Consider the following 18,622-nt stretch of genomic DNA (forward strand, 5'->3'; position numbering starts at 1 on the left):
AGGGGGGCTTATTTACCGGCTTCTGGCGAACTAAATTAAAATTCGATATTGCAGCCAAGCACTGCCGATTTGATTAATTTTTTTGCCTGGTAGCCATCGTTATACTGGCCGGTATGGTTTAGTACAAACAAGGCCACTTCTTTATTGGTAGGGTCAACTATAAAATATTCTTTAACGCCACCCTTTTCGTAGAGTAACTTTTTCTTTTGCGTATCGTGTAAGCGGTTGTTGGGCGATAATATTTCAATAACCACATCGGGTGCGCCATACACACCATCTGGTTTAATATAATCCAAATGCTCGTTTAACAATACTAATATATCGGGCTGAACAACCGATAACATATTATCAAAATAAACGTCCATTGGCGCGGGTATAACTTTACCTGCTTGTGTTTGCTTTAAGAAGTTATACAATTGGGCTGATAGGTCCATTAGCAACAACTGATGCTCAGAAGAAGGGGATGGCGACATACTTAATTCGTTAAATATTACCTCGCACCTGGTGCCTTCGGGCAGCATTCTGTAAATGTCGATAGCTGTTGCTGGTATATCGGTTAACATAACAATCCTATTATCTTATGCTAATTTAACAATAAAAATAATGCCGTAAAATATTTTACGGCATTTATGTTGCCAATTAATGCGCTTCAAGCCAGTTATTACCCATGCCTATTTCAACAACAATGGGCACAACGGTTTTAATAGCATTGCGCATATTATCTAATATAATGGGCTTCACCATTTCTATCTCGCTTTTATGTACATCAAAAACCAACTCATCATGCACCTGCATGGTCATTCGGCTATCAAATTTATGGGCCTTAAATTCGCGGTGAATATTAATCATGGCAATTTTAATCATATCCGCTGCCGAGCCTTGTATAGGCGCGTTAATGGCATTTCGCTCGGCATAACCGCGCACCGTTTGGTTTGCCGAGTTAATATCCCGTAAATACCTGCGCCTGCCCATCAGGGTTTGTACATAGCCGTTTTGGCGGGCAAAGTGCATGGTGTCGTTCATGTAGTTTTTAATGCCCGGGTATTGCGCAAAATACTGTTCAATAATATCGGCAGCCTCTTTACGCGGAATGTTTAAATTTTGCGATAAGCCAAATGCCGATTGCCCGTAAATTATACCAAAGTTTACCGCTTTGGCATTGCGGCGCATGGTACCGTCAACCTCATCAAGTGTTTTACCGTAAACCTTTGCTGCCGTGGCTGTATGAATATCAACGCCTTGTACAAATGCTTCCATCATGTTGGCATCTTTACTAATCTCGGCTATAATGCGTAACTCTATCTGCGAATAATCTGCCGACATAATCACGTGGTCCTCATTACGCGGGATAAAGGCCTTGCGTACCTCGCGGCCACGTTCGGTACGGATAGGTATATTTTGCAGGTTGGGGTTGTTGGAGCTTAACCTGCCCGTTGCGGCCACAGCCTGGTTGTATGATGTATGCACTCGCCCGGTTTTAGGGTTAACCATTAACGGCAATGCATCAACATAGGTTGACTTGAGTTTTTGCATCTGCCGAAAATCCAGAATGTCTCTCACAATGTCGCTTTTATTAGCCAGGGCAAGTAACACATCTTCGCCGGTTTGGTATTGGCCGGTTTTGGTTTTTTTGGCTTTTTCGTCAAGCTTCAATTTTTCAAACAGCACCTCGCCCAATTGCTTTGGCGATGCAATATTAAAACGTACTCCCGCTTTTTCGTACACGGTTTTTTCCAGCTTACCTATTTCGGTTTCCAGTTCCTTCGAAAACTCTTTTAACGTATCGTGGTCAATACGTACACCTTCAAATTCAATATCGGCTAAAACGTATACCAGTGGGTTTTCAATATCTGTTGCCAGCACCGTCCCGCCAACCTGCTCCAGTTTGGGCTCAAATATCTCTTTTAGTTGCAGGGTAATATCGGCGTCTTCGGCAGCGTAATCTTTTATTTTTTCTATTTCCACATCGCGCATGGTGCCCTGGTTTTTACCTTTGGCACCAATAAGCTCGGTAATAGATACCGGCGAATATCCCAAATAGTTTTCGGCCAAAACATCCATGCCGTGGCGGGTATCGGGGTCAATAATATAATGGGCGAGCATAGTATCAAAAAGTTCGCCCTGTATGGTAACGTTGTAATACTTGAGCACCAGCATATCAAACTTAATATTCTGGCCTATTTTACCAATAGCCGGGTTTTCAAATAGCTCTTTAAACTCATCAACTATGGGCTGTATCTCGTCGCAGTTTTTTGGTACGGGTACATACCAGGCTTGGCCTTTTTTTATGGAGAAGGATAGGCCCACCAAATCGCACTGGTTAGCATCGGTACCGGTAGTTTCGGTATCAAAGCAAATGCTTTTTTGTGCGCTTAGTAGCTTAATTAATTCGGCGCGTTTTTCAAAGGTATCGGCCAGGTGGTATTGGTGTTCGGTATTGCTGATGTTTTGTAGCGGGCCCGCAGGTTCTTCGTAAATGTCGGTCACGTCAACCGTCATGGTGGTTGTACCTTCCTGCGATTGCGGACTGCTAAACAAATCGTGCTGAATAGATACATTCTTGATCTCGGTAATACTCGAACCATCACCAAACACACGGCGGCCCAGCGTCCTGAACTCTAATTCGGCAAAAAGCGGCTCCAATAATTCGCGGTTTGGGTCGCACATTTCTAAACCGGCTTCGTCAAGTTCAACCGGGGCGTTCAGGTTAATGGTTGCCAGTCTTTTAGAAAGTAAACCCTGTTCGGCAAAAGCTTCCACATTTTCGCGTTGTTTACCCTTTAACTCATGGCTGTGGGCAATGATATTCTCCATAGAGCCATAGGTTTTTATTAGCGATTTAGCCGTTTTTTCGCCAATGCCCGGTATGCCCGGTATGTTATCAACCGCATCTCCCCAAAGGCCCAAAATATCAATAACCTGCTCAACGCGCTCAATTTCCCATTTGGCTAAAACTTCTTTTACGCCCAATATTTCCATGTCATTACCCATGCGGGCGGGCTTGTAAATAAAAATATTGTCGGATACCAGTTGGGCAAAATCTTTATCGGGCGTCATGCAGTAAACCTGGTAGCCTTTTTGTTCGGCTTTTTTGGCAAGCGTGCCAATAATATCATCGGCCTCAAAACCATCCGATGTAATAACCGGGATATTGAAACCTAAAACTACTTTAAAAATATAAGGTAAAGCCTTTGATAAATCTTCGGGCATAGCCTCGCGGTGGCCTTTATAATCGGCAAACTCGGTATGGCGCTCTGTAGGTGCTTCGGTATCAAAAACCACAGCCATGTGGCTTGGTTTTTCTTTGCGCAAAACCTCAAGCAAAGTATTGGTAAAGCCCATTACTGCCGAAGTATTTAACCCGCCCGATGTAAAGCGGGGTGTTTTACTTAACGCAAAATGCGCCCTGTAAATTAGGGCCATACCATCTAACAGAAATAATTTCTTCATCGACCGTTGATTTGTTTTGATTTGTTTGATGTCGCTGATTAGGCAACCGACATACATGTAAACATCAAAGTTAACAATTGAAACTTAGCGGAAAAAAAATCGACCGTTGATTTGGTTTGATTTTTATGATTTCGCTGATTTTCAAAAACACAAAAAACAATTATTGGGAGGCTATATAAAAATCTGCGAAATCATACAAGTCAGTTTAATCAGCGGTTTTAAAACTACAATCAAACGCATGGTCGTTCACCATACCTGTAGCCTGCATGTGTGCGTAGCAAATAGTGGTGCCAAAAAACTTAAAACCACGTTTTTTCATATCCTTTGCAATGGCATCGCTAATTTCGGTACGTGCAGGGATAGTGTGACCCTGAGTGTTGCTGTTATTGATAGATTTGCCGTTTGGCATAAAGCTATACAGGTATTTGTTAAACGACCCAAATTCTTTTTGAATATCAATAAACAACTGCGCGTTACTGATGGTAGATGCTACCTTGAGTTTGTTGCGGATGATACCTGCATCCTGCAAAAGGCGGTCAATGTCGTTCTGGTCAAACTTGGCCACCTTTTCCACATCAAAATCAGCGAAAGCTTTGCGGTAACCATCGCGACGACGCAGAATGGTTATCCAACTTAAACCCGCCTGTGCCGATTCCAGAACTAAAAATTCGAAGAGCGTTTTATCGTCGTGAACTTCGCGGCCCCATTCTTTATCATGGTATTCCATATAAAGCGGGTCGGTTCCGCACCATCTGCAGCGGGTTAGGTTTTGTAGTGAGTTCATTTTGCTGATCGGCTTTTGAAGTGGTGAAGATAAAACTAATCAAACAAAAAACTAAATAATTTAGTAAATTATTCCAAATGCCTCGTGTCCGTCAGCAGTGAAAACTTATTTACTTTTTGCTTTTGCAAAATAGCAATCACTTGTTTTACAATAGGATATTCTACCGATTTATCAGCCTTTATAATAATTCGCAGGTCGCGGTTAGATAAAGCCCTGTCGGCTATTCTTGATTGCTTTATCCAATCAAATAATTCGGAATTAACAGAATCGCAAGGTATACCCGGCCTGTTTACCTTGCCTTCCCAATCCATATATTGATTATCGTATTCCTTTAAGCTGCAAATAGGAGCACCGATGATAGGCGAATTAATAAACTTTTTTACCTCGGCATTTGAAAATGGAATATGATACAGGTTGCTCATTTGCATCAGTGTATTTGCACGAACCGCATTACCAACTATTTGATACATCACTTTGTTATCGGCAATATATATAATGCCCAGGTTTTGGTTAGGCACATCAACAATGCGCTTATGAGTAACGGGCATATTTATTTTCATCGGCTCCCATTGCTTAAATTGTGATGTTGCTACAAAGAAAACCAAAAGTAAAAATGCAACATCACACATGGCCGTCATATCAACCGCCATGTTTTTAAAACGTAAAGGCCGTAGTTTGTTCATTGTTAGGTTTTTATATAAAGCTATAAAAAACTAACCAACAAAACAATAGTTAATTAAGCAGTAATTTCGCTCAACGGGTCCCTGTATTCAACAACGCAGCGATTAATAACCGTCCATCAATTCAATAGCCGGATCCCATAGTAATTGCTTAAAGTTTTTCACCTCGTCATTCTCTACTACTACGCCTTCGTTTTCGAGCATTTGCTGCATTAACGTTGGGGTAGCAAAGTGAAAGCGGCCCGTTAACATGCCGCGGCTATTTACAACCCGGTGGGCCGGTACTGGCGGTTGCAAACTACCGGCATGCAACATAGCATAGCCCACCATACGGGCGGTGCCTGCGGTACCTAAAAATTTGGCTATAGCTCCGTATGATGTTACGCGGCCATAGGGCACCAGCCGGGCAATGTGGTAAACCTTATCGTAAAATGATTCGCCGGCCATAAGGGTTAATCAAACGAAAACTGAACGTAGTTGATGTTTTTATTGTCCTTTAAATATTTACGCTCGTAATAGGTTTTGATAGATAGTACTTCGTTGGCAAACTCCGAGTGGTAAAGGTCTTCGGTTTGTACGTGTTTGTTTAAACCCAATTCAGTTACCTTATCGACAGTATAAGCGTGCAGGCCATCATTATCGGTTTTTAAATTAACCTTGCCGCCGGGTTTTAAAACCACTTTATACATATCTAAAAAGCGGGGCGATGTAAGCCGTTTTTTTTCGCGGCTCAATTGCGGTTGCGGGTCGGGGAAGGTGATCCATATTTCATCAACCTCGCCGGGTGCAAAATAAGTAAGCAGGGTTTCTATCTGTATGCGTAAAAAGCCAACGTTGTTAATACCTTCTTCAAGTGCTGTTTTGGCGCCGCGCCAAATGCGGTTGCCCTTATAATCAATACCAATAAAGTTTTTATCCGGAAACAAGGTAGCAAGGTTTACCGTGTATTCGCCTTTGCCGCAGGCCAGTTCCAGCACAAGCGGATTATCGTTTTTAAAAAAGGTTTTGCTCCATTGGCCAAACATGGGTTTCCCCTCATCAAGCTGCAAAACATTAGCAAATGTTGCGATTTCCGAGAATCGCCTTAGTTTATCTTTTCCCACACTAATTGTTTAACGAGTGCAAAAATAACTTTTATTTTTTCCAAATATTTGCAGTTTGCATATATTTGGAAAAAGGATAACATTTTGGAAAAAGAAGCTAAAATTTACATTGCAGGCCATCGGGGTATGGTTGGTTCGGCTATTCATCGTAAGCTTGTAAAAGAGGGGTTTACCAATTTTGTTACCCGTACATCCGCCACGCTTGACTTGCGCGACCAGAAACAAGTTGCCGATTTTTTTGCCGAGGAAAAACCCGATTATGTTTTTTTAGCAGCCGCTAAAGTAGGCGGTATAGTTGCCAACAACACCTACCGCGCCGAGTTTTTGTATGATAACCTGATGATACAGAACAACGTTATCCACAACTCGTATATAACCGGCGTTAAAAAATTAATGTTTTTAGGTTCGAGCTGTATTTATCCTAAAATGGCACCGCAGCCTTTAAAAGAAGAGTATTTACTTACCGGTTTATTAGAAGAAACTAACGAACCTTATGCCATTGCAAAAATTGCGGGTATTAAAATGTGCGATGCTTACCGCGCGCAATATGGCTGTAACTATATATCGGCAATGCCTACCAATTTGTATGGTTATAACGATAATTATCACCCGCAAAACTCACATGTGCTGCCCGCTTTAATACGCCGTTTCCATGAGGCTAAGGCCGGCAATGTGCCGTCTGTTACCATATGGGGAACAGGATCGCCTAAGCGCGAGTTTTTGTTTGCAGACGATTTGGCCGCCGCTTGTTATTATTTAATGCAGAATTACGATGAACCGGGCCTGGTAAATATTGGTACCGGCGAAGATCTGTCTATTAAAGATTTGGCACTGCTAGTCAAAACAACAATTGGTTACGAGGGAGAGATACAATTTGACACTTCAAAACCCGATGGTACACCGCGCAAACTCATGGATGTATCAAAACTGCATAGCAAAGGCTGGAAACATACTATCGAACTGGAAGAAGGTATTAAATTGGCCTATCAGGATTTTTTGCAGAAACAGGAATTGGTTAATAATTAATCAATTTGGTTTAGTTAGGTGCTTTAAAAATGCACCATCGGTGCAAAAGGTTGGTAGTGAAGTAACAATAGCCAGTATGCATGCCGTAGGTATGCCACTTATCCAGTTTTGTACCTTTGGCACAATTTTTTATTTAATTCGTTTTGCTACCGACCTACGACGCCGATGGGCCCCCTATTAACTAAACCACATTGAATAATTAATAGCTCTCGCTATAAGGTGGGATGCCGTAATCAACGGGTGTCTTTTTTACTTTCTTTTTGGGCATTAAATTAGGTATAACCGATTTAAGATTACCCCAAACTGAAGCCACGCTTTTTTCGTTGATAAAACCCGAAGCTTGTTGAGATACCAGCCCTACAATGGCTTTTATAATAAAGTTTGAACCCCTGAAAAGTGTTTTGTTGAGTACAAACGGCAACACAAAACGCGATATTAAACTCACCATATCCTGGCCGCCGCCTAATATACCCGTACTGGATTTGTCAGTTGATGGCGAGCTTTTAAACCATGATGTAACCGTATGGAAAATTGCAGCCGGGGTACTGAAATGACTTTTAATAGCCTCTTCCTGTACGTGTTTTGAGGCTCTAAGTAATTCTATTTCGGCCCTTAAATCGCTGATGTTGTTAATAACGGGCTCCATCATTTTTTGGGTTTAAATATTTTTCTAAGCAAAAAGTTGATAATGCGCGGTTCTAAATATTTGTCTTTAGTGTACGATACCGCTATGGCTAAAATTAAATATAAAAGTGCTACCAACCCAAAACCTATCCAATACGAACCAATTAAATGGCCCAAAAATAAAGCTAAGGTAATTGTTGCAAAGAAAAACGTTAGCCCCATGCAAATTAATACAAAAACCTCGGTTATTAAATTGGCAAAAAACGATGTTCCCTTATCAATAGCTTGATAGCGAGCCAGTTTAATGCGGGTTTCAACGTACTCTTTAAGCTGATCGGTTAAACCCGGTTGCTCTTCTTTTTGTTCTTCCATAAAGGGTATTGTTATAATAAAAGCTATCTCAAAAAATAAAACTTAGTTAAGGCTTATTAGTACAGCGCCTGTGGCTATTTTTTATTTTTTGAGATCGTGTTTTTATTTATGCATGTTCAACATCATCCTGATATTCGTCCTGAGCATCAGCAATTTTCGATTTGAAGTTATTGATGATTTTATCCTTTAGGCCGCTAAGGTTATCAATTTCCGAAGCTGCTGTTTCTTTAATCGAGTCGCCCAGATTTTTTAGTGATTCTGATAATTTATCACGAGTTTCCGTTCCCGATTCTGGTGCAAATAAAATTCCCAATGCTGCTCCTGCTGCAAGTCCGGCAAGCAGGGCTACAACTACTTTTGTGTTATCATTCATCTTTTTGTGATTAAATTTAAAGTTCGTTATTCTATATGCTGTAAATATAACTCAACGTTGCCTATATTGTTTAAAATTATTCCATTTCGCTGTTGGTTTGTATTCTTTCAAGTCTGTCTGCGGCAAGGCGGTTAGTTTCGTATATCTCAACCAACAGCAAAAAGTACGATAGCAGTACAGGCCCAAAAACCAAACCTAAAATACCAAATAATGGTATACCAATAATAACACCTATAACGGTAATTAGCGGGTGTGTATTGGCAACCCTTTTATTAATAATAAATCGCAAAAATTGGTCAATATAGCCTATAAACAGTACACCGTAAATGAGGATGAAAACGCCCTGCCAGGTTTTTTCGTTAAGTAATAAAATAACGCCGAACGGAATGGCCAGCGTAGGCACACCAACAACAGGTAAAAACGAAATAAATGTACCTATAACGCCCCAAAAAATAGGGTCTTCAACGCCCGCAATCTTTAAACCTACGGCAAACATAATACCTTGCGATAGCGATATAATACCTTGCCCCAAAACGTTTGAATAGGTTGATATACGCAACTCTTCGGCAAATTTAAGTGCATGCTGCTCCCTAAACGGAGCATATTTAATTAGCCCGGCCTCAAACTCCCTGTTTTGTGTAAACATAAAATACAACAGAAAGTATAATACAAGCAAGGTTAAAAATATATCGGCCGCGCTACCCAGTATTGATGGGAAAAGTTCGGCAGCATACGAGCCTATTTTTTGGGTAATGTTAATATTGGCAATAAAATGGGGCTGGTTAAGATGCGAACCCGCAAAGGCATCGATAGATGCAAGCCATTTTTGAATAGGGAAGTTAGCCGTAGTGAGACTGCTTACTTTATTGATAACCATGATACTGAGCGACAGAAACGGTATCACAATAACAACAAGGGAAATAACAATGATAAGAGTGGCTACCAATGCTTTGCTCCAGTTTTTTTTATCAACCAAATGTATATACATGGGCCGGAAAATAGTATATAAAACTATAGCCCCCAATATAGAGCTTGATAAGCCGCGCAAGGCTATTACCAAAAAGCACCCCAATATGATAATACCTATCAGGATGATGTTGTTGCGTTGTTTATAGTTGAATATTGACATTGGGCCTCATTAATTATAATACCTCTCAATAACTAATTTATGGAGCTAATGTTTGCTTTACATAAACGTTATGTTATAAATTGTCTAAAAGAGAATCAATGTTTTTGCAACTGCCTAAAATAGTATCAAGGTAAAACTGTGTTTCGGCATTATCTGGTGGTATTTCAAAGCGCAGTTGCCCCAGGGCCAGTGTAATGTTTGACAGTTGGTTTTTAATATCGTGCTTAAAAATCCGCGTAGCTTTATCGTCAAGGGGTTCATCTTTGTTCATGTTATTTGTCCAAATTATTGGCCTTCATTTTATTATATAAAGTTTTGCGGTCTATGTTTAAAATTTCGGCAGCTTTGGTTTTGTTAAAGTTAACCTCTTGTAATACGCGTAAAATAGTTTGATACTCGGCTTCCATGGCGGCATTTTTTAAATCGTGCTTAGGTGGCGGCGGTAGGGAAGGAGCGGGTTGAATGTTATAGTTAGCCGGTGTACTTTCGTGCGATAAAATCTTAGCGTAGTTAGAAATTTCGAGCGGAAGTGCTTTAGCCTGTACTTCTTCGCCCTCGGTTAATAAGGCGGCACGGCGTATCACATTTTTTAGCTCCCTGATGTTGCCAGGCCAGCGGTAGTTAATCAAACTTTCTATTACATCTGGCGAAAAACTAACTACTTTACGGCCCAGTTCGGCGTTGGCTAATGCTAAAAAGTATTCGGCTATTAATATAATATCTTTACCACGCTCGCGCAGGGGCGGCATGTTGATGCTAAATTCGTTAAAACGGTGATAAAGGTCTTCCCTAAATTTACCTGCCCTAATGGCATCCTGAAGGTTTTCGTTAGTGGCTATAATAATGCGCACGTCCAAATCAATCTCTTTGGAGCCTCCTATGCGCCTAACCTTTCGCTCCTGAACGGTGCGCAACAATGCAGCCTGAATATCGTATGATAAGTTTGCTATCTCATCTAAAAATAAAGTGCCGCCGTTGGCCATTTCAAAGTGGCCTATCTTTAAATTTAATGCGCCTGTAAACGAACCTTTTTCGTGACCGAAAAATTCGCTTCCGGCAAGCTCTTTGGTAAGCGACCCACAATCCATCGCAATAAAAGGTTTATCTCGCCTGTTACTGTTCATATGTATGCTTTTAGCTACCGATTCTTTGCCCGTACCGCTTTCGCCTACTATAATTACGCTGTAGTTGGTGGGGGCAACCAGTTCTATCTGGTGTACCAGCTCTTTGGATGCTCTGCTGGTACCAATCACAAAATCCTGGGCAGCAATTTGTTTTTTTTGCGTTTTCGATTCGCGCAACAAGGCTGCATCACTTTCGGTAGCATTATCCATTAAAGCATTCTGCATTTCTAATGCTTTATTAATGGTTGATAATATTTCGTCGGGATATAGAGGTTTGGTAATATAGTCGTAGGCTCCCAGCTTAATTAGCTCAACAGCCATTTTAATGTCCGAGTATCCGGTTATGATAATTACACCGGTTTGCGGGTATTCGGCTTTTATTTTTTTGAGTATTTCGCGTCCATCAGTATCCTCCAGGCGGTAATCGCATAGCACTAAATTAAATGGCTGGTTTTTTAAATGCTCAAAAGCGAGCGAACCGCTTGATGCTGTTGAAACACTAAAACCGTTGCGCGTTAAAAATTTTGATAGCAAAAGTGCCACGTTCACTTCATCGTCAATGATGAGGATGTTTTTCATATTCTTTAGGTGGAAAATTTATTTGAAGTTACATAAAGTTTGTAAAATGGGAAATAATTTCTACACATTATTAAAAAACAAATAAAACCGGCTTATATGGCTAACCAATAATTAAAGCAAAAAAAAGAGAGCAACCAACCGGTCGCTCTCTTCTTGTTTAAAAGGTGTATTTGTAAAGGGTAAAATTATAAGCCAAAGCCGTAGGCTAAGCGTAAACCAATAAAGTTTAACTTGTTGCCGTTATCAACAAGGGCACTGTTTCCTTCAAAACGTACGCCGGCGTCGATAAAGCTTTTGCCGCTAACAGGGAACTGTATGCCAACTTGTGGAGCGTAAGTAAATAAGGTAGAGTTTGCACCTCTAAAGTCGGATTTGTTGGTTAAAAATGATGCGCCTGCTTCTCCCTGGATGTATAAATTATCAATCAGGAAGTATTTTAAACCAGCTTTAACAGGTATTAATTGAATGTTAGTAGCCGAAACGCCGCTAACGGTTTTGCCAAAAAAGTTGTCGTATCCGGCGTTAACGGTTACAAATAATTGTTTAACAACAGGTATATCTGCCTGTACCGAACCGCCAAGGTTCCAGTTGTAAGCGTCGGAGAAATTGCCAACCGGTACGCCGGCGTCAACACCAATGCTTAAACGAATGCCAGAGTTTGTGGTGGTAGTAGCTGTACTTGTTGTTTGTGCTTTGGCGCCAAATGATAATGCTGCAAATGCTAATGCAAGGGCCGAAATTTTGAATGTAGTTTTCATCGTATTGTTTTTTTTAATGTTAATGAAGCCATCCGGAGGGTTTGGTTTGTTAATTTTAGCTCCCGATGGTTTCATGTTTTGTTACTATTAATTGTTGTGTTTTGCAAATCACGCAACAAAGTAACATCACAAAACTTAAATAATTTATCATCCCAAAGTAAACACTATTCAATCGATTGATTAACAGCTTTTTATTTTTTGACTAATCGGGTAATTAAGTCAGTTTATTGTCATGGGAGGCTTAAAACAGCAAAATATTGAAAACTTTGTCCTTGTTACCAGCCGGTAAATTAACCAAAGTGTGGTATGAAATTTAAAAACTTGTTTAGCATTTATGCTATTGCCCTTTAAAGGCGGGTTTCCGTTTTTCGGTAAATGCGGCTACGCCTTCCTTAAAATCTTCGGTGCCAAAACATTTGGCAAACTCGGCAATTTCGGTGTCAAACCCGTTTTCATCGTGGCTTAACGAAGCATTAACAGCCCTTATTGCCGATGCTATTGCCAATGGGGCACGTAATAGTATTTTGTTTAATATTTCTTCGGCTTTGGGTAAAAGTTCGGTTGGCGCTACTACGTAATTTACCAGTCCGTATTGGTAAGCATCGGTTGCAGTTATCATATCGGCAGTCATAATCATTTCCATTGCCTTCCCGCGGCCCACCAGTTGGGTTAAGCGTTGTGTGCCACCGTAGCCGGGTATTAGGCCCAATGTTACCTCGGGCAAGCCTAATTTGGCGTTGTTGCTTGCTATGCGGATGTGGCAGGCCATAGCCAATTCTAAACCCCCGCCAAGCGCAAAGCCGTTAATAGCTGCAATAACGGGTTTGCTGCCATTAGCTATTTGGTTAAACACGTTGGTGTGGCCGTCTTGAGCAAGTTGCCGCCCTTGTTCAACGTTAAACGATGCAAATTCGGATATATCGGCACCGGCAACAAATGCCTTTTCGCCCGCACCTGTTATAATTATACCGCCAACTGCTGCATTGTTAAAAGCATCAGTTACGGCTACGTTAAGCTCGGCCAGGGTTGCTTTATTTAAAGCATTTAATTTGCTTTCGCGATTAATGATAATGTATTGAACGCGCCCTGCGTGGTTGATTAAAAGATTTTGGAAGCTCATTTTAATAATGATTTAGAATAACGGTAATTGAATAGTGAATGTAGTATATTCATTTAACACACTCTCAACTTTAATTTCGCCTTTTAAAAACTTAACTAATTTAGCAACAATATACAACCCCAAGCCATGCCCTGCCGAATTTGCGCTGCCCCGGTAATACATGTCGAATATTTTAGGAATAATTTCGGCATCAATTCCCTGGCCGTTATCGGTAAAGGTAACCACAACGTGCCCTGTTTGGTTTAACACATTTATGCGTATTTGGGTTTCCTTTTCGGGGTTCCTAAAGTTAATGCTGTTATCAATCAGGTTATCAAAAATAACAGTTAATATGTTTTGATAGCTATGATAAGGCTGGGTAACGTTTTCTGTTAAAGTAATGTTGCAGGCATTTGCTGTTAGTAGCGCCTGTAGTTTGTGCCTTATGGGGTTTATAATATCTGCAAAAATTATCGGCTCTTTCTTGTTGCTTTCATCATCGGCTATTACTGCGCCGTTTAGCTTGGTGAGCATCTTATCAAGCCCTTGGGCCACGGTTTTACTGTGCTTAAAAAGCAGCAATGTTTCAGGGTCTTCGGCCATTGTGGTCCCCAGGTTTGATAAGCCCATAATATTGGCCAAAGGAGCCCTAAAATCGTGTGTGGTGCGATATAATAATGTTTTTAACTCGGTGTTGGTATTAGTTAATTGGAGCGTGCGCTCTTTAACGGTAGCATCCAGGTATTGGTTAAGGCTGCTAATTTGCTTGTTGTTTATTTCCAGTTCTTTATTGGTTTTGGCTATGGCTTCCAATACCAATAGTTGCGATAGCTTGTTTGCTAAAAAATCGCTTATGAGCTGTATAAATTTGTAATCGGGTTTTACAATTTGCTTGTCTTGAGTGGTTGCAATGGTAATAACTATTTGGTGCTTGGCCGAATAAACAGCAGGTATGGTTACTAACGAATAAACTTTTTGATGTGTAAAAACGGTTTCCGCAAAGGCCGGGTCCGAAAATATTTTTTCGGTTGGATATTCAATCGGCAACCCATTTGCCAGGGCTGTTTCTTCAAAAGAGTAACTTATTTTGTCGGCATTTTGAAAAAAAAATGTTTGGCCAATAAAACCCTGAAAAGCCACCTGCGAGTTCTCGTTACGGTAATAAACTCTAAAAATAAACGAGTTGATAATGTACTTTAACTGTGTTGATAATATTTTAGCGATGTCGCTATATTCTGTACACTTATTAAGATCAGTGGCAAAACGCGAAAAGGCTTCATATCGAAGCCTTTGAGCATTTTGCAGTATTTCAATATTTTGATCCACCTTGTTTATTGTACTTCCATTAACTCGTTATCAATCTGGATGCCCGCAATATCAGCCAGCGAGTTTAGCATATTGGTTAAATCGGCCAAAGCCATTAACTCTTGTATTTCATCTAAAGTATAACCGTCGTTTGCAAGTGCTCCAAAGTCATTATCGCTGGTGCTTTTAGGGTTTAATGCACACTTGGTAACAATTTGTATAGCTGTTTTATAAGCGGCAGGTATGTAATCGCTCTCCATGTTTTCGGTAAGCTTTATTTCATCGCTACCGGTTAAGGTTTTGCTCATGCTATTGGCAATAATACCATGTGTGTGGGCGCAATAGCTGCTGCCTTTAATTTTAGAGATGTTGTAAATAATAAGTTGCTTTAAAATAAAAGGTACATTGCCCAAAAGCATGGTGCAGCGTAATTTTTCCCAATTTCCGCGTAAAATAGTGGCGTTACTGCCCTGGCATTTAAACCAGTTAAGTACAAACGGTACGCCAAGTTCCTTCATTGTTTCGTTATAAATAGCTTTTACTTCATCGGTTGCCTGGTTGTATTCTACAACCCTAAATCCTTTAGTCATTATCCTATTTTTAAATTAATTGAAGGGAACAGTATTTGCTGTATAACAAATATATTCATTTGTTTTTTTAATAAGCCAAGTTTAAAATCCTAAATACGAAAAGCAAGCTAAATAGGATGTGTAAAAGCACTAAAAGTTTCTATTTGCCTTAACCCATTCGGTAATGTATTGTACAATGTCTTTGGTGTTGGTTCCTGGTGGGAATAACTTACCAACGCCTTGTTTACCCAGTTCATCCATATCGGCCTCCGGAATAATTCCGCCTCCGGTAACCAATACATCATCCATGCCCTTTTGTTTCATCAGGGTGATAATTTTAGGGAAAACCGTCATGTGGGCTCCCGATAAAATAGATACGCCAATAGCATCTACATCTTCTTGCAGAGCTGCATTTACTACCATCTCCGGTGTTTGGCGTAAACCGGTATATATTACTTCCATGCCGGCATCCCGTAAGGTTGTGGCTATAATGCGTGCGCCCCTATCGTGCCCGTCGAGCCCTACTTTGGCTACAAGTACACGAATAGGACGGTTAAATGGCTGAGTACTCATAAAGGCATGTTATTGTTCGAAGCTAACAATTTTTGGGGAGAAGTGTGTGAGTTTGAACAGCACCTGCATACTATTAGTGGCAACATAACCCATTTTGGTTGCTCGGTTTTAAATTATCTTGATGTTGCAACTTCCTGCTCAGGCTCTTTCTTCGCTCAATATTCGTAGCAGTTCATATAGTTCGGTAACTTTTTCGAGCGAGTTTAGTTTTTCGTAAGCACTTATCAAATTGCGCAGCACACGTTTAATAATATCTACATTGCTGCAGGGTTCGTAAAAATGACGCTCGGGTTTAAGTTTAAGTTGTTTTAAAAAGTGGTCAACATCGCGGCGGCCAAAAATAAAGCCTTTACTAAACGTATTGATGTAAAAAAGCACGCCGTTATCGGTGTCGCTCTGCATCGATTCATCAACGTAAGCCAATATAAAATGCTGGGGCAGGTTAACACCGTAAATTGGTATATCAAGCCGCTGCGCTATAACGCTGTAAATAATGGCGAGCGATATTTGGTTGCCACGATGGCTATCAATAACCTGGCTCAAGAACGAGTTTTGCGGATCCTGATGATTGGAGGTATTGCCGCTAAAGCCATAAATGTTATAAAAAACATGGTTAATAAGCTTTACCTGTTCGGCAGGGCTGGCTTCATGCATCATTTGCAGCCAAATATCGCGCTTAATGTTCTCAATGTAATTTACTACCTTTTGCTCATCCAGATCTGGATACTGATACTTGTTAACAATAAGCGCACCCTGCAACAAATCAAAAGCACCGCCATGATACCACAGGTTAAGCTCGTTTTTAAGTTCGCGAAACTGTATCTCATGCACCAAATTAGCTATACGCTCTTGCTGTATGGCATCAAAGGCATCGCCGAAGGCTGTTTCCAAATGCCCAACAACATCGGTGCCGTAGCTTAATAATTTATCATGCACATGCTCAAAAATCTCCTTGTCGGGGTCGTCAAGCAGGCGGATAAGTGATGTTATTTCTAAATTATTAACCATATTGTGAAACACTAAATTACTAAGCTTTGTTTAGTAATACAAACGTTACTAACTTTTGCGCCTATGATTTTCAGTTTTGTGAAAGATTACGTGCGGCATAGGCTTGCCACCAGAAATAGCCAAGTGATAAATTCGCCCTTTGTTTACAAGCTGCTTAACAACGTTATTTACAATTTTGACCCTTGCCCGGTTTATACCGATATTGAAAATAATAAGCGTAAACTGTTGCCCAATAACCGCCGCCGAGGTAACCGCCCCAAGGCCGATCAGTTGCTTTATCGCCTGGCCTGCCACTTTAACCCTAAACGCGTAATAGAAATTGGTACCGGCATGGGTATAAGCAAACAATACCTAAGCCGGGCAGTTCCTAATGCAGCCATTAACAGCTTTGAGCAAAACGGAGCCTTTAAACACATTGCCTCAAAAATAAACACGGTTGATTTTGCCTTTATCAATTACTATAACCCTGCCGAATTATTTAATTGCTTTGAGATGCTGCTGCCCCGCTTTAATAACGATAGCGTGCTGGTGATATGCAATATTTACGGCTCGCCGCAGGCAAAGCAAAATTTCCAGTCCATAAAACTACATCCGCGCGTTACCGCAACGGTTGATTTATTTTGGCTCCAACTCGTTTTTTTTAGTGACGAATTGGCAAAGGAACATTATAAACTAAAGTTTTAACCCTTCCTATTTTACATAACTAATTGTTGCTTAGTTAACTATTGCTGCTTGTTTTTCTTTCTGCGGCAGCAATACTGTGGTATAAACAACTACGCCCAATAAAATAATGCCTGCAGCCCCCGCAATATACACCCACGGACTACTGAATAAGATGAATAGCCAAATGATGATACCAATAACTGCCGGTAACGGAAACAGCCACATTTTATAAGGTCGTTCGTCTGTAGGTTTGTGCCAGTGCCAGTACAGCACACCTACCGATTGCCCTACAAACTGCACAATAATACGCATGGTTATAATAGCCGTTATTACTTCTTTCATTTTAAACAGCAGGCTAAAAACAAAGCCAATGCCACCTAAAAAAAGTAACGACACATATGGGAATTGTTTTGTAGGATGTACCTTGCTGAATATTTTGAAAAAGTTACCATCGGTAGCGGCGGCGTAAGGTATGCGCGAGTAGCCCAGCATTACCGCAAATAATGATGATGCTGCAATTATCAAAATTAACAGAGTGGCAATTTTGCCCACAAAAGGGTTGTACAATTGCTCAAAATAGGCACTTATAACAAAGCTGGAACCTGCAATTTTTTGCCAGGGCATAGCACCCAATATCATAATTTGCATACCCAGGTATAATACTGCTATCCCGGCAACCGAAATAAATATACTGCGGGGTATGTTTTTCTCGGGGTTTTTAATTTCGCCGCCTAAGTGGCAAACGTTGTAATAACCTAAATACGAGTAAACCGTTTTTAATGTAGCCTGGCCCAGGCCTATAAAAAATATAGGGGTAAGGTTAAACGCATCCGAACTGTAAGAAAATGCCCAATGCGGGTTGAAATTGCGAAAGCCCGACCCGATGAGCCATAAAAAAGTGCCCCCGGTTATTATCCACAACAAAACAGATATTTTGCCTATGCTGCGTATATTGCGGTAAAGCAACACCGTAACCAATATAACCAACGCGCCACTAACCATTTTTTGTTGTATTGCGGTTAGCGTAACCAAATAAGTGAGGTATTGCGAAAACCCAATGGCTGCACTGGCCACAACTAACGGTGCTTGTATTATGGTTTGCCAAACCAGTAAAAACGACATCATTTTACCAAATTTGCTATTGCCGTAAATGTTTTGTAAAAACACATAGCTGCCGCCCGCCTTTGGCCACCGCGCCCCCAACTCCGACCATACCGAACCATCTAAAAAGGCCAGCAGCGCGCCTAATAACCAGGCCAGCACGCACTGCGGCCCCTGCATGGCACCAACAATAAAAGGTATGGTAACAAATGGCCCTATACCTACCATATCTATCATGTTGATGGAGGTAGCTTGGGTTAGCGATAAACCGCGATCGAGTTTTGCAGCAATATTGGTCATTG

21 protein-coding genes are annotated in these 18,622 nt (G+C 40.8%); 2 read left to right on the forward strand and 19 right to left on the reverse strand.

The annotated features are described in order from the left end of the window. Positions 1-35: 35 nt before the first annotated feature. From BDD43_RS07490 to trmB, 6 genes are all read right to left on the reverse strand, one after another. Entirely contained in the window at positions 36-563 is a 528-nt protein-coding gene (locus BDD43_RS07490) for a Uma2 family endonuclease (RefSeq protein ID WP_121197096.1), read from the reverse strand. A gap of 76 nt (positions 564-639) precedes the next feature. Then, on the reverse strand, positions 640-3,450 hold the full coding sequence (gene polA / locus BDD43_RS07495; RefSeq protein ID WP_121201914.1) for a DNA polymerase I: 2,811 nt from the start codon (positions 3,448-3,450) through the stop codon (positions 640-642). A gap of 205 nt (positions 3,451-3,655) precedes the next feature. Continuing rightward, complete coding sequence (locus BDD43_RS07500; RefSeq protein ID WP_121197097.1) at positions 3,656-4,234, reverse strand: DNA-3-methyladenine glycosylase I; 579 nt, start codon at positions 4,232-4,234, stop codon at positions 3,656-3,658. A gap of 68 nt (positions 4,235-4,302) precedes the next feature. Then, on the reverse strand, positions 4,303-4,917 hold the full coding sequence (locus tag BDD43_RS07505; protein ID WP_121197098.1) for an ExbD/TolR family protein: 615 nt from the start codon (positions 4,915-4,917) through the stop codon (positions 4,303-4,305). A 102-nt stretch (positions 4,918-5,019) separates the two neighbouring features. Further along, positions 5,020-5,361 (reverse strand): MGMT family protein, encoded by a 342-nt coding sequence (locus tag BDD43_RS07510; RefSeq protein WP_121197099.1) that lies wholly within the window; start codon positions 5,359-5,361, stop codon positions 5,020-5,022. 5 nt (positions 5,362-5,366) lie between these two features. Further along, positions 5,367-6,017, reverse strand: a complete 651-nt coding sequence (gene trmB / locus BDD43_RS07515; RefSeq protein ID WP_121197100.1) for a tRNA (guanosine(46)-N7)-methyltransferase TrmB — start codon at positions 6,015-6,017, stop codon at positions 5,367-5,369. Between the two features lie 84 nt (positions 6,018-6,101). Here trmB and fcl point away from each other — a divergent pair, with 84 nt between their 5' ends. Continuing rightward, a complete protein-coding gene (fcl, locus tag BDD43_RS07520) occupies positions 6,102-7,043 on the forward strand; it encodes a GDP-L-fucose synthase (protein ID WP_121201915.1) in 942 nt (313 codons plus the stop codon). Between the two features lie 199 nt (positions 7,044-7,242). Here fcl and BDD43_RS07525 read toward each other — a convergent pair whose 3' ends face one another. From BDD43_RS07525 to BDD43_RS07580, 12 genes are all read right to left on the reverse strand, one after another. Next, a complete protein-coding gene (locus BDD43_RS07525) occupies positions 7,243-7,692 on the reverse strand; it encodes a hypothetical protein (protein ID WP_246001489.1) in 450 nt (149 codons plus the stop codon). Beyond that, entirely contained in the window at positions 7,689-8,039 is a 351-nt protein-coding gene (locus BDD43_RS07530; protein ID WP_121197101.1) for a phage holin family protein, read from the reverse strand. Before BDD43_RS07530 ends, BDD43_RS07525 begins: the two co-directional genes overlap by 4 nt. A gap of 106 nt (positions 8,040-8,145) precedes the next feature. Next, positions 8,146-8,412, reverse strand: a complete 267-nt coding sequence (locus tag BDD43_RS07535; RefSeq protein ID WP_121197102.1) for a YtxH domain-containing protein — start codon at positions 8,410-8,412, stop codon at positions 8,146-8,148. Positions 8,413-8,488: 76 nt separating this feature from the next. Next, positions 8,489-9,541 carry an AI-2E family transporter gene (locus BDD43_RS07540; RefSeq protein ID WP_121197103.1) on the reverse strand — a complete coding sequence of 351 codons (1,053 nt, stop codon included), beginning with the start codon at positions 9,539-9,541 and terminating at the stop codon, positions 8,489-8,491. Positions 9,542-9,614: 73 nt separating this feature from the next. After that, positions 9,615-9,812, reverse strand: a complete 198-nt coding sequence (locus BDD43_RS07545; protein WP_121197104.1) for a hypothetical protein — start codon at positions 9,810-9,812, stop codon at positions 9,615-9,617. A gap of 1 nt (position 9,813) precedes the next feature. Continuing rightward, positions 9,814-11,244 (reverse strand): sigma-54-dependent transcriptional regulator, encoded by a 1,431-nt coding sequence (locus BDD43_RS07550; protein ID WP_121197105.1) that lies wholly within the window; start codon positions 11,242-11,244, stop codon positions 9,814-9,816. 185 nt (positions 11,245-11,429) lie between these two features. Next, positions 11,430-12,077, reverse strand: a complete 648-nt coding sequence (locus BDD43_RS07555) for a hypothetical protein (protein WP_121197106.1) — start codon at positions 12,075-12,077, stop codon at positions 11,430-11,432. 262 nt (positions 12,078-12,339) lie between these two features. Continuing rightward, positions 12,340-13,122 carry an enoyl-CoA hydratase/isomerase family protein gene (locus BDD43_RS07560; RefSeq protein WP_121197107.1) on the reverse strand — a complete coding sequence of 261 codons (783 nt, stop codon included), beginning with the start codon at positions 13,120-13,122 and terminating at the stop codon, positions 12,340-12,342. A 12-nt stretch (positions 13,123-13,134) separates the two neighbouring features. After that, on the reverse strand, positions 13,135-14,427 hold the full coding sequence (locus BDD43_RS07565; RefSeq protein WP_121197108.1) for a sensor histidine kinase: 1,293 nt from the start codon (positions 14,425-14,427) through the stop codon (positions 13,135-13,137). A 5-nt stretch (positions 14,428-14,432) separates the two neighbouring features. Further along, the gene (locus BDD43_RS07570; RefSeq protein ID WP_121197109.1) at positions 14,433-14,996 is read right to left on the reverse strand and encodes a carboxymuconolactone decarboxylase family protein; all 564 of its coding nucleotides are present in this window, start codon (positions 14,994-14,996) and stop codon (positions 14,433-14,435) included. Between the two features lie 129 nt (positions 14,997-15,125). After that, positions 15,126-15,548 carry a cobalamin B12-binding domain-containing protein gene (locus BDD43_RS07575; protein ID WP_121197110.1) on the reverse strand — a complete coding sequence of 141 codons (423 nt, stop codon included), beginning with the start codon at positions 15,546-15,548 and terminating at the stop codon, positions 15,126-15,128. A gap of 138 nt (positions 15,549-15,686) precedes the next feature. Further along, a complete protein-coding gene (locus tag BDD43_RS07580) occupies positions 15,687-16,556 on the reverse strand; it encodes a transglutaminase-like domain-containing protein (RefSeq protein ID WP_121197111.1) in 870 nt (289 codons plus the stop codon). 63 nt (positions 16,557-16,619) lie between these two features. Here BDD43_RS07580 and BDD43_RS07585 point away from each other — a divergent pair, with 63 nt between their 5' ends. After that, positions 16,620-17,240 (forward strand): O-methyltransferase, encoded by a 621-nt coding sequence (locus tag BDD43_RS07585; protein WP_121197112.1) that lies wholly within the window; start codon positions 16,620-16,622, stop codon positions 17,238-17,240. A 30-nt stretch (positions 17,241-17,270) separates the two neighbouring features. Here BDD43_RS07585 and BDD43_RS07590 read toward each other — a convergent pair whose 3' ends face one another. Continuing rightward, a complete protein-coding gene (locus tag BDD43_RS07590; RefSeq protein ID WP_121197113.1) occupies positions 17,271-18,620 on the reverse strand; it encodes an APC family permease in 1,350 nt (449 codons plus the stop codon). Positions 18,621-18,622 lie beyond the last annotated feature (2 nt).

It is taken from the genome of Mucilaginibacter gracilis (assembly GCF_003633615.1).
Taxonomy (GTDB): Bacteria; Bacteroidota; Bacteroidia; order Sphingobacteriales; family Sphingobacteriaceae; genus Mucilaginibacter; species Mucilaginibacter gracilis.

What these genes read in the sequence shown, in the direction of transcription:
- BDD43_RS07535 (WP_121197102.1), bottom strand. Translation starts at nt 8,412, where the DNA reads ATGAATGATAACACAAAAGTAGTTGTAGCCCTGCTTGCCGGACTTGCA.
- BDD43_RS07585 (WP_121197112.1), top strand. Translation starts at nt 16,620, where the DNA reads ATGATTTTCAGTTTTGTGAAAGATTACGTGCGGCATAGGCTTGCCACC.
- BDD43_RS07490 (WP_121197096.1), bottom strand. Translation starts at nt 563, where the DNA reads ATGTTAACCGATATACCAGCAACAGCTATCGACATTTACAGAATGCTG.
- BDD43_RS07510 (WP_121197099.1), bottom strand. Translation starts at nt 5,361, where the DNA reads ATGGCCGGCGAATCATTTTACGATAAGGTTTACCACATTGCCCGGCTG.
- BDD43_RS07530 (WP_121197101.1), bottom strand. Translation starts at nt 8,039, where the DNA reads ATGGAAGAACAAAAAGAAGAGCAACCGGGTTTAACCGATCAGCTTAAA.
- BDD43_RS07525 (WP_246001489.1), bottom strand. Translation starts at nt 7,692, where the DNA reads ATGATGGAGCCCGTTATTAACAACATCAGCGATTTAAGGGCCGAAATA.
- BDD43_RS07550 (WP_121197105.1), bottom strand. Translation starts at nt 11,244, where the DNA reads ATGAAAAACATCCTCATCATTGACGATGAAGTGAACGTGGCACTTTTG.
- BDD43_RS07575 (WP_121197110.1), bottom strand. Translation starts at nt 15,548, where the DNA reads ATGAGTACTCAGCCATTTAACCGTCCTATTCGTGTACTTGTAGCCAAA.
- BDD43_RS07570 (WP_121197109.1), bottom strand. Translation starts at nt 14,996, where the DNA reads ATGACTAAAGGATTTAGGGTTGTAGAATACAACCAGGCAACCGATGAA.
- BDD43_RS07590 (WP_121197113.1), bottom strand. Translation starts at nt 18,620, where the DNA reads ATGACCAATATTGCTGCAAAACTCGATCGCGGTTTATCGCTAACCCAA.
- polA (WP_121201914.1), bottom strand. Translation starts at nt 3,450, where the DNA reads ATGAAGAAATTATTTCTGTTAGATGGTATGGCCCTAATTTACAGGGCG.
- BDD43_RS07555 (WP_121197106.1), bottom strand. Translation starts at nt 12,077, where the DNA reads ATGAAACCATCGGGAGCTAAAATTAACAAACCAAACCCTCCGGATGGC.
- BDD43_RS07540 (WP_121197103.1), bottom strand. Translation starts at nt 9,541, where the DNA reads ATGTCAATATTCAACTATAAACAACGCAACAACATCATCCTGATAGGT.
- BDD43_RS07545 (WP_121197104.1), bottom strand. Translation starts at nt 9,812, where the DNA reads ATGAACAAAGATGAACCCCTTGACGATAAAGCTACGCGGATTTTTAAG.
- BDD43_RS07580 (WP_121197111.1), bottom strand. Translation starts at nt 16,556, where the DNA reads ATGGTTAATAATTTAGAAATAACATCACTTATCCGCCTGCTTGACGAC.
- BDD43_RS07505 (WP_121197098.1), bottom strand. Translation starts at nt 4,917, where the DNA reads ATGAACAAACTACGGCCTTTACGTTTTAAAAACATGGCGGTTGATATG.
- BDD43_RS07500 (WP_121197097.1), bottom strand. Translation starts at nt 4,234, where the DNA reads ATGAACTCACTACAAAACCTAACCCGCTGCAGATGGTGCGGAACCGAC.
- BDD43_RS07560 (WP_121197107.1), bottom strand. Translation starts at nt 13,122, where the DNA reads ATGAGCTTCCAAAATCTTTTAATCAACCACGCAGGGCGCGTTCAATAC.